Below are 7,348 nucleotides of genomic sequence, written 5' to 3'. Positions count from 1 at the left end.
ACTCGAACTGGGCGGCAAGGGAGAAGAAGGAATGAGGGAAGGGCATCGCGGGGCGGGTGGCTCGTCGACAGCACATGACAGCAAGAGAGCCTCGCAAGCCGGCAGCAATTGCGGCATCGGATGCGGCGCCGAGCATCGGTGACCAAGGAGTCAGCGGGCGCCCGTTCCTCGGCGAAGAGCCGTCTCGATCCGGGCGACGGTCGCCGCGGGACGGCGTACGACGTCATGCCACCCCACCCGGATCACCGTCCAGCCGAGTTCCTGGATCTCGCTCTCGCGGCGTCGTTCGTCCCGGAGGACGGAGTGGATGGTCATTGTGCCGACGTACTTGGTCTCCCCGTCGAACTCGAGCACCAGGCGGTGCTCCGGCCAGGCGAAGTCGGCGCGGTAGGACCCGCTGCGGCCGTCGATGACCCATTGCAGCTCCGGCACGGGCAGCGAGTACTCCATCAGCAACAACCGGGTGAGCGTCTCCCCGACGGACTCGGAGCGCGGATCCATGACGGTCAGCACCGATCGCGCGCGCCGAACTCCGCGCTGCCCGGCCCACTCCGGAAGCAGCGACTCCAAGCGGGTGCGGGAGACTCCCAGCAGGTGCGCCTGGTCCGCGAGCACCACGGCATCGGTGAACGGCAGCAGGCGTGCGCAGTCCAGCAGCGTCCGTTCCGCCGAGGTGGTGCGCAGCCCGTCCACCACCACCACGTCCGCGGTCGGCAGCCTCGTCTGATGGCGGACGACGCCGTCGTACCCGTGGTGCGTGCCGTGCCCGGGCGGTGAGACGGTGTGGATCCGGGAGGGCACCCGCCGCAGTCCCAGGCCGTGCACCACAGCCGCCGAGGCCAGGCAGAACACCGGAACGGTGTGTGCGGCCCGCGCAAAGGCTCGGTGCTTCAGGAGCATGCGTTGCTCCGGGGTCAGGCTCGGGAGCCGGTCCGCGGCGATGAAGTATCCGGGGTGCACCCGCTGAAGCTTCCCGGTGCGGATCCGACGGCGGATCTCGTGGTTGCTCAGGCCGGTGTCGAGGAGGTCCGCCGTGCTCTGCAGTTCGCTCATGCCTCGGGATTAGCAGGGTTCATCTGCTGCGGGGGACCGCCACCGTTCGATGTGGACGTGCCGGCGAGACGGCGCCGGGGCCGGCAACTTGGGGAGCCACCATGGACCGGCCCCGAGTCCCCCATGAGTTCGCAGTTCCCCCATTGATCGGGGGACTGCGAACCCAGTGGGGGGCTCGGCGCGCAGGTGGGGGGCTCGGCGCGCAAGTGGGGGCCGGCGCCCAAGTAAGGGGTCAGAAGGGGCCGTAGGCTCGGTGGTGTTCGACCAGATCCGCTCGCACAGCGGCTCCAGCTCCTGCTCCAGGATCTCGGCCATGCCGCGCACCGTGTAGTTGACCACGTAGCTGGCGTTGGGCCGGCCCCGGTACGGGTGCGGGGTGAGGAACGGGGCGTCGGTCTCGGTGAGCACCAGCTCCGGCCGGGCAATGCGCAGCGCGGCCTTGAGGTCGTGGCTGTTCTTGAAGGTCACGGTGCCCGAGAAGGACATGTACCAGCCGTGCTCGTTGCAGGTCCGGGCGAGCTCCGCGTCCCCGGAGAAGCAGTGGAAGACGGTCCGCTCCGGGGCGCCCTCCTCCAGCAGGACGGCGACGACGTCGGCGTGGGCGTCCCGGTCGTGGATCTGCAGCGCTTTGCCGGTATCCCGGGCGAAGCGGATGTGCTCCCGGAAGGAGCGCTTCTGGTGCTCCCGGCCCTCCCCCTCGGTGCGGTAGTAGTCGAGGCCGGTCTCCCCGAAGGCCCGCACCCGGTCGTGCTCCCCCAGGGCGCGGATCTCCGCCAGCGCCTCGTCGAGGGCGCCGGCGGCGGCCAGCTTCGGCGCCTCGTTGGGGTGCAGGGCCACCGCGGCGAGGACCCGGGGGTCGGCCTGGGCGGCGGCCACGGCGAAGCGGGAGGACGGGACGTCGCAGCCGACCTGCACGAGCCCGCCCACCCCGGCGAGCGCGGCGGCGTCCGCGGCGTCGCGCACCGAGACCTGGACCCGGCCGTCCTGCAGGTCCAGGTGGGTGTGGTTGTCGACCACCGGGTGCGGCAGCGGCTCCGGCGCCGGCGGGTAGGCGAGGTTGCGGCGGCGCCCGTCGTCGCCCTGGGCGGAACGGCGCCTGGTGCCCTCCCCGGCGGGGGCGTCCTCGGGCACGGCGTAGTGCTCGGGCGTGTAGGCGGCGGGGGTCGCGCCGGGGGCGGGTTCGGGCCGGGACGCCGGATCCGGCCACAGGGATGCGGTGAGGAGGGTGGTGTTGGGGTCGGTCACGGGCGGCACCTCGGGAACTCGGGGAACGGGGCGGGAAACACGCGGGCACCGACCAATCTACGAGCTGGGGCCGGACAGACATACTGGGAGCAGACGCCCGAGCAGGAAGCCGAGGAGCCCATGGAGTCCTTCCCCCAGTACACGCAGGCGGTCCTGGACCGGATCAACACGGTGATCGAGGGCAAGCCCGAGGCGGCCCGCACCGCCCTGAGCGTGCTGCTGGCCGGGGGCCACCTGCTCGTGGAGGACGTGCCGGGGGTGGGCAAGACCATGCTGGCCCGGACGCTGGCCTCGGCGATCGGCGGTTCGGTGGCGCGCATCCAGTTCACCCCGGACCTGCTGCCCACGGACATCACCGGGGTGGCGGTCTACGACCAGGCCCGGCGGGAGTTCGAGTTCAAGCCCGGCCCGGTGTTCGCCAACGTGGTCATCGGCGACGAGATCAACCGGGCCTCGGCCAAGACCCAGTCCGCGCTGCTCGAGTGCATGGCGGAGGGGCAGGTCACCGCGGACGGCACCACCTACCGGCTGTCCTCCCCCTTCATGGTGGTCGCCACGCAGAACCCGGTGGAGATGGACGGGACCTTCCCGCTGCCGGAGGCGCAGCGGGACCGTTTCACCGCCCGGATCTCGATGGGCTACCCGGACACCGCCGCGGAGATGTCGATGCTGTCCGACCACGGCGGCGGCTCCCCGCTGGAGGGCCTGCGCCCGGTCGTCCCGCTCGAGGAGGCCGCCCGCCTGGTCGCCCACGTGCGCGGGATCCACGTCTCGGACGCCGTGCGCGCCTACGTGGTGGCGCTCGGCCAGGCCACCCGCTCGCATCCGCAGATCCGGTTGGGCGCGAGCCCCCGGGCGCTGCTCCAGCTCCAGGCCACCGCCCGGGCGGAGGCCGCGCTCGCCGGACGGGAGTACGTCCTGCCCGACGACGTCCGCGCGATCGCGGTGCCCGTCCTGGCGCACCGGCTGATCCTGGACCGCCGCGCCGGCACCGACTCCGCGGAGGAGCTGGTGCGGGCGGTCCTGGACGAGGTCCGCGTCCCGGCCGAGCCGGCCTCACGGTCCCGATGAGCCGCCGGCCGGAGACCCTGCGGACGGAGGACGGCGAGCGGGCGGAGCAGCCCGTGGACTCCCGCGCGCGGTTCACCGGCCGCGGCTGGGCGTTCCTCGGGACCGGGGCGCTGTGCCTGCTGCTGGCCACCTGGCTGGGCCGCAAGGACGTGCTGGCGCTCGCGCTGTTCCTGGGCGGGGCCCCGCTGTTCGCCGCCCTGTCCCTGTCCGTGGTCAAGCCCCGGGTGCTGCTCAAGCGCGGGGTGGACCCGGCCCTGGTCACGGCCGGGGACTCGGCCGTGGTGCGGCTGCGGGTCCGGCACCGGTCCCGGCGCGCCGGCAGCGCCGCGGGCGCCGTGGCCGTGCTCGAGCGGGTGCCGGAGCCCCTCGGCGGGGACCGGGAGCTGAGCGTGCAGCCCGGCGGGGAGGCGGCCGCCTACACCGTCCGGCCGCGCCGGCGCGGGGTGTACGCGCTGGGCCCGGCCACGGTGCGGGTCGCCGATCCGTTCGGGCTGGCCACCGAGCTGCTCGACGCCTCCGAGCGCACCTCCCTGCACGTCGCCCCGGATCCCGTGGAGCTGCCGGAGATCCGCGCCGACCGGCTGCGGGAGTCCGGCACCGACCCCGTCCGCACCGCGCAGCCCCAGCCCGGTCCCGACAACGTGACCGTGCGCGAGTACCGGCACGGGGACCCCGTGCGCCGGGTGCACTGGGCCGCCTCGGCCCGGCAGGGCACCCTCATGGTGCGCCAGGAGGACCCCCGCAGCACCCGGCGGCTCAGCCTGCTCCTGGACCTCGACGACACGGCGTGGCCCGGTGAGCGGCAGTGGGCCGGGGTGCTGCCCAGCACGGCCGAGTTCGAGTGGGCCGTGTCCTTCACCGCCGCGGTGCTCGAGCACCTGACGCAGCGGGAGACCGCCGTGCACGCCCTGGACACCCGGGGCCGTCCCCTGCCCCGGGGCGGGGAGGACGACGACGCCGCGGTCCGCGGGCGCGTCACCGCGATCGACGACGACGCCGCCGAGGACGCCCGGCACGGACTGGCCCGGGTCCGGCCCCTGCCGGTGCCGGACGTCACCGCCGGCGCCGACAGCGGCCGCCGCGGAGCGGGCCACCGCGGTGGCAGTCGCGGCACTCGACGGCGGCAGCGGCAGCGGAATGGCCGGCACCGACAGCGGCCGCGGCGGAGAGGCTCGCCCCGGCGACAGCCGCGGGATCGACGGGACCGTCGGCGGCAGCGGCAGCGCGGACCCGGTCTCCGCGCCCGGTGCCGATCCGGGTGCCGGGACCGGCGCCGGTCCCGGCGACCGGGCCGGCGCCTGGCCCGGCGCCGAGGACGGACTCGCGGACCGGTTCGACCGCGAGGGCCTGGTCCATCCGGTGCTGCTGGTCTCCGGCGACCTCGACCGGGCGGGCGCGCAGCGGATCCTGTACGGCACGCACCGGGCGGGCGCCGGCAGCGCGGTGCTGGTGGCCGCCGACGCCGACCGGGTTCCGGGCGGTGCGGCGGCCCTCGAGGCGGCGGGCTGGTCCGTCGTCGTCGTCACCGCGGCCACGGCCCCGGAGGAGGCCTGGGCGCATCTGGGCACCGGGTCCCGCACGGCCGGAGCGCTGCGGTGACCGCCGCCCCCGTGCGCTCCCCCGTGCGCGACTCCGCCGCCCCCGGCGTGCCCCCGGCACCCCGGCGCTCCGTGGCCGCCGTGCTCGGCCTGTCCGGCACGGTGCTGCTGGCCGTCGCGCTGTCCTTCGTGGGACCGGCTGCGGTCCTCGACGGCGGGAGCTGGGTCCCCGGCTGCCTGCTGGCCGCGCTCGCGGTGCTGGCCGCCACCGCGACGTCACGGGTGCTGGGCCTGTCCGTGCTCGCGCCCCTGTTCGGGGCGGGCGCCCTGGCGCTGGTGCTCACGGTGATGTTCCTGCGCGAGCCCGCGCTGCTGGGCTTCGTCCCGACCCCCGGCAGCCTCGCCCTGGCCGGGGAGCTCGGACGGGAGGCCGCCGGGATCGCGGCGGGACGACCCGCCCCGTACCCGGACACGACGGCGCTCGCGTTCGTCGCCGCCCTCGCCGCGGGCCTCGTGACCCTGTTCGTGGACACGGTGCTCGTGGTGCTGCGCCTGCCCGGGGCCAGCGCCCTGGGCGTGCTGGCCCCGCTGGTGCTGCCCGCCCTGGTCCTGCCCGAGAGCGTCGGGCTGGCCGGGACCGCGGCGGCCGTGCTCGCCGCCCTGGTGCTGCTCGCCGGGGCCCGCCGCTTCGGCGCGGTCCGCGAGGCCCGCACCGCCGCCGCCCCCGGCACCTGGGCCCGGGCCCTGGTGGTGGTCGCCGGGGTGCTGGCCGTGACCCTGCTCGTGCCCGGTGTGGTGCCGGGCTTCGTCAACGGCGCGTTCCCCCAGGGCAGCGGACCGGGCGGGGACCGCGCCCCCGGGGTGGGGCCGCTGCGGGCCGTGGGGCAGGACCTGCGCTCGGCGGAGCAGCGGCCGCGCCTGGAGTACCGCACGAGCACCGGAGAGCCCGAGCTCCTGCGGGTGCTCGTGCTCGACGACTTCACCGGGGCCGAGTGGTTCCCGGACGGCACCGGCCTGGAGCCGGGTCTCGACGCCCTCGGCGCGGACGCCGCGGGACCGGCCGCCGCCGAGCGCAGCGCCTCCGTGCAGCTGCGGGACTGGTCCGAGCGCTGGCTGCCCCTGCCCTGGGCGCCGGTCGGCGTGACGGGGCTCGACGAGGGCGACTGGGCCGTGAGCCCTCAGCATCGCACCGTGCACGGTGACGGCGTCCCGCCCGAGGGCACCGCCTACGAGGCGCGGGCGGTGGCGGCCGAGCCGACGTCCGCGCAGCTGCGCGGAGCACCGGCCGCGGCGCGTACCGCGGAGCTCGCCCCGTTCCTCGAGCTGCCCGAGGACACCCCGGCGGCCCTGCGCGAGGCCGCGCGGGAACGGGCCGGGGACGCCCCGACCGCCTTCGACCAGGCGCTGGCACTGCAGGAGTGGCTGCGCTCGGAGGAGTTCCGATACGACGCGAACGCCCCGGCCGCCCAGGGCTACGACGCCGGCGGCATGGCCGCGCTCGAGCAGTTCCTCGCCACCCGCACGGGCTACGCCGGGCACTTCGCCCCGGCGATGGCCGTCATGGCCCGCGAGCTGGGCATCCCGGCCCGCGTGGCGGTGGGCTACCTGCCGTCGACCACCGCGGCCGAGGGCACTTTCGGGGGCACCTTCACCGTCCTGCCGCGCGACGCCCACGCCTGGCCGGAGCTGTGGTTCGAGGGCACCGGCTGGGTACGCTTCGAGCCGACCCCCGGCACCGGGGACGTGCCCGGCTACGCCGCCGAGGGCGCCACCGACGAGGACGAGGGGCCGGCGGAGGGAGAGGGCTCGACCGAGCCGACCGCCGCGCCGGAGGACACCCCCACCCCGGCGAGCACGGCCGGACCCGAGGAGACCGGCGCGCCCTCGGCCGCGCCCACGGCCGTGCCGACGCCGGAGCCTCCCCCGGCGAGCGCCCCCGAACCCGATCCCGGACCGGCCGGCCGGCTGCTGTGGCTCACCGGCGGACTGGCCGCGGCGCTGCTCGTCCTGCTCGCCGCCCTCCCCCGTCTGCTGCGGGACCGGCGGCGCAGGCGGCGGATGCGCCTGCTCGGGGACGCCGGCGCCCCGGCGGTAGCCCGTGCGACGGCGGGCTGGGCGGAGTTCGAGGACCTCGCGGCCGACCACGGCGTGGGCCGGGCCGCCGCGGAGACCCCACGGGCCTTCGTGGAGCGGATCGCGGCGACCGTGCCCACGGCCGGGGCCGCGCTGGGCCGGCTGGGACGGGACGTGGAGCGCGCCCTCTACGCGCCGGCAGCGGCGCCGTGGTCACCCGAGGCCGATCCCGAGGACCTCGCCGCGGTGCGTGCCGCGCTGGCCGGGCGTGGAGGCCCGGGTGCCCGCCGGTACGCGCCGGCAGCGGCGCCGTGGTCACCCGAGGCCGATCCCGAGGACCTCGCCGCGGTGCGTGCCGCGCTGGCCGG

The 7,348-nt window shown here is 76.3% G+C and carries 3 protein-coding genes and 1 pseudogene; 2 read left to right on the top strand and 2 right to left on the bottom strand.

Annotated features, from left to right (window positions below; translation table 11 throughout):
• Positions 1-150 precede the first annotated feature (150 nt).
• On the bottom strand, positions 151-1,053 hold the full coding sequence (locus tag BJF77_RS00190; protein ID WP_075870936.1) for a DUF559 domain-containing protein: 903 nt from the start codon (positions 1,051-1,053) through the stop codon (positions 151-153).
• Between the two features lie 232 nt (positions 1,054-1,285).
• Positions 1,286-2,262 (bottom strand): annotated as a pseudogene (locus BJF77_RS00185) (TatD family hydrolase).
• Positions 2,263-2,418: 156 nt separating this feature from the next.
• Between BJF77_RS00185 and BJF77_RS00180 the strand changes: the two are divergent.
• Both BJF77_RS00180 and BJF77_RS20365 read left to right on the top strand, forming a co-directional pair.
• On the top strand, positions 2,419-3,369 hold the full coding sequence (locus tag BJF77_RS00180; protein WP_047804092.1) for a MoxR family ATPase: 951 nt from the start codon (positions 2,419-2,421) through the stop codon (positions 3,367-3,369).
• Positions 3,366-7,348, top strand: a 3,983-nt coding sequence (locus BJF77_RS20365) for a transglutaminaseTgpA domain-containing protein (protein ID WP_083664894.1), incomplete at its 3' end; no start/stop codon positions are given. The genes BJF77_RS00180 and BJF77_RS20365, both read left to right, overlap by 4 nt.

This window comes from Kocuria sp. CNJ-770, from assembly GCF_001942375.1.
Lineage (GTDB): Bacteria > Actinomycetota > Actinomycetes > Actinomycetales > Micrococcaceae > Kocuria > Kocuria oceani.
Note: the sequence above shows the minus strand (reverse complement) of the source record. Positions and strands in the feature narration are given on the sequence as shown.